Origin of the sequence: Rhodococcus sp. (in: high G+C Gram-positive bacteria), assembly GCF_049286785.1 — a bacterium.
In the GTDB taxonomy this organism is placed as follows: Bacteria; Actinomycetota; Actinomycetes; order Mycobacteriales; family Mycobacteriaceae; genus Rhodococcus_F.
In genome coordinates, this window is the sequence record NZ_JBAQEO010000460.1 from 1 (window position 1) to 2,770 (window position 2,770).

4 protein-coding genes are annotated in these 2,770 nt (G+C 65.8%); 1 reads left to right on the top strand and 3 read right to left on the bottom strand.

Features of this window, described 5'->3' with window-relative positions; translation table 11 throughout:
• The 3 genes from WAW17_RS16775 to WAW17_RS16785 form a co-directional block, all read right to left on the bottom strand.
• The coding region (locus tag WAW17_RS16775; protein ID WP_422334081.1) for a sigma factor at positions 1-157 on the bottom strand (157 nt) is incomplete at its 3' end.
• 64 nt (positions 158-221) lie between these two features.
• Positions 222-728, bottom strand: coding sequence for an SRPBCC domain-containing protein (locus tag WAW17_RS16780; RefSeq protein WP_422334078.1), 507 nt, complete (start codon positions 726-728; stop codon positions 222-224).
• Positions 725-1,042: an ArsR/SmtB family transcription factor gene (locus WAW17_RS16785; protein WP_422334079.1), complete on the bottom strand. Its 318-nt coding sequence runs from the start codon at positions 1,040-1,042 to the stop codon at positions 725-727. Before WAW17_RS16785 ends, WAW17_RS16780 begins: the two co-directional genes overlap by 4 nt.
• A gap of 163 nt (positions 1,043-1,205) precedes the next feature.
• On the opposite strand from WAW17_RS16785, the gene WAW17_RS16790 reads away from it, so the two are divergent.
• Entirely contained in the window at positions 1,206-2,636 is a 1,431-nt protein-coding gene (locus WAW17_RS16790) for an alkaline phosphatase PhoX (protein WP_422334080.1), read from the top strand.
• Positions 2,637-2,770 lie beyond the last annotated feature (134 nt).

Genomic DNA, 2,770 nt, shown 5'->3' on the forward strand with positions numbered 1-2,770 from the left:
CCGCATATCCCCGCCAGGCGCGGATGAGCGTTTCCTGGAGTTGGTCCTCGGCGTCGTGAAGCGAGCCCATCATGCGATAGCAGTGAGCGAGTAATTCACGCCGGTAGGGATGGGCGAGCGCGAGGAAATCTTCGTCGAGCGACCCGGCAGCCGTCATGGTTGGAGCTTACTGCGATGCTCCGACAGATGCCGCCCTCACGCTCGCCGCGCTGCGACCCGTCTCAGCCGACCAGCGGCGTGCCGGTCTCGAGGAGCGTCTTGAGACCGCTCAGCACCTCGTTCCAGCCGCCGCCCGCACCCTCGGACTCCAGCTTGCCTGCCGTCATCGCCGCGAGGCCGGGCGCGTTGGTGAGATCGTGCGTCACCGTCAGTTTGGTGACGGCGGGCCGGGACGTTTCCGCAATCTCGTAGGTCAGCGTGGTGAACCCCTCGACCTCGTCGGGAGACATCAGCATGCGCCAGGTCTGGACCAGCCGGTTCGGCGGATGCGATTCGATCACCTGTCCGTCGATGATGATGTCCGGGATGCCCGGATATTCTTTCATCGCCGCATCCGGGCGGGACACGAACTTGCCGCGCGGCCGGAGGTCGTAATCGACGAGGCCGCCGTAGCCGTACCTCTCCGACCATTCCGGCTTGGTGATGGCGTCCCAGATCGCCTGCGGCGTCGCCTTGATATAGACGCTGTAAAGCTGGAACAGGTCGGTGGTGGTGTCGGATGTGGTCATTTCTCTTCCTCCAGTTCGGTTTTCAGCTGAGCGAGCGCCGTGGCGTGGCGTTCGGTGTACTTGTCGATCCACCGGTCGTGGATGAGCCGAATGGGCACCGGATTCAGATAGTGCAGCTTCTCCCGGCCGGAGCGGCGCGCGACGACGAGTCCCGCGTCTTCGAGCACGCGCAGATGTTTCATGACCCCGAAGCGCGTCATCTCGACCTGCGATTCGAGCTCGGTGAGCGTCTGCCCGTCGTGGGCGAACAACCGGTCGAGGATCAGCCGGCGGGTGGGATCCGCCAGAGCCTTGAAGACCCGGTCGTCGTCCATACAACGACGATAGGTGACCATTTAGTCACATGTCAACGGGCGGGTTACCCGTTCCTTCGATTTCGCCCGCCATTCATCTGCGCGTCGGGGTGCGTCGCCGATGCCCACACGTTCGGTGCCTACCGTCCGAAGGTCCGGTTCATATCCATGGAGGTAGCAGATAGTGACCACTTCATCGCTCAATCGGCGCGGGTTCCTGGGCCGCACGGCACTCACCGGCCTCGGCGTCGCGCTCGCAGGCAGCGTCGACGCACTGGTCCGGCCGGCTCTCGCGGCGGCGTCGGCACCCGGACAGGCGATCGGCTACGGTCCGCTCGTCCGCGATCCCAAGGGGATTCTCTCACTGCCGGTGGGCTTCTCGTACACTGTGGTCGCTCGTTCGGGTGAGACGCAGATGGATGGTGGTGCTCCGGTTCCGAGCGACCCCGACGCCATCGGTGTGTTCGCGGGTGCTGCCGGCTCGGTGCTGATCACCAACCATGAGATCGGAAAGGACGAGCCGTTCGCTGTCCCGGTGGTGGAGGGTCTCACCTACGACACGGGGGCGCGCGGCGGCACCACCACCACCGTGGTGGGCGCGAACGGACAGTGGCAGAGCCAGTACGTCAGCGTCGCGGGCACCGTGAACAACTGCGCCGGCGGCATCACGCCGTGGGGCACTTGGCTCACGTGCGAGGAGACGGAAGCGCGGGCGGGCTCGAAGGGCTTCACGCTCGATCACGGTTACGTTTTCGAGGTGGATCCTGCGAGCCAGGAAGCGAACATGGGCAAAAGCCCTGTCGCGCTGAAGTTCCTGGGACGGTACGCGCACGAAGCCGTGGCGGTGGACCCGCAGTCCGGTGCCATCTACCTCACCGAGGACGCCGGAGAGCCCAACGGACTGTTCTACCGCTGGACGCCGCCTGCCGGTTTCCGCGGAGGTCCGAACGCGCTGCGTGAGCTGGCACAGTCGACGGGCGGCGACACCGCCGGGTCGTTGCAGGCGATGACATGTTTCGCCGACGGCGCGCACGTCCCGGATCTGTCGCAGGCCACCGCGCCGGGCGTTCGGTACACGGTGCAGTGGATCGATGTTCCCGACCGCGACGCCAAGAGCACCCCGGTGCGCGAACAATTCACCAATGACCAGGTCACCCGCAGCCGCAAGCTCGAGGGGCAGTGGTGGGGCGACGGCGGAACCTATTTCGTCGCCAGCTTCGCCCGTATGAGCGATGGCAGCACCGCGGAGCACGACGGGCAGGTGTGGTTCTACGATCCGGCGACCGAGACGGTGACGTTGAAGACGCTGTTCGGGGTGAACCCGGACCCCAGCATCGACACCGGAAACTACGACGGCCCCGACAACATCACCGTCTCCCCGTACGGCGGCGTGATCCTCGCCGAGGACGGCGAAGGCGTCAGCCATCTTATCGGCGTCACTGCGGAGGGGGAGCCGTTTGCGCTGGCTCGTAACGACCTGAACGACAGCGAATTCTGCGGTCCGGCGTTCAGCGCCGACGGCCGGGTCCTGTTCGCCAACATCCAGTCTCCCGGCTTGACGCTGGCGATCACGGGTCCCTGGCGCCGGCCGACGAACTCGATGTTCGGTTCCTGATCCCCGCTCCCCTTGGGCGATAGGGCGGGTAGGGCGGAATTTCAGCGGAGCAGGGCACCGTTGCCGGTGTCCGACATATGACCGCCGCCGAGTACGCCGGCCACCTGCTCTTCACTCAGGCCGAGTTCGCGCAG

Bases quoted from the DNA above. Each gene is read 5' to 3' on its own strand.
- WAW17_RS16780 (WP_422334078.1), bottom strand. From the start codon at position 728: ATGACCACATCCGACACCACCACCGACCTGTTCCAGCTTTACAGCGTC.
- WAW17_RS16785 (WP_422334079.1), bottom strand. From the start codon at position 1,042: ATGGACGACGACCGGGTCTTCAAGGCTCTGGCGGATCCCACCCGCCGG.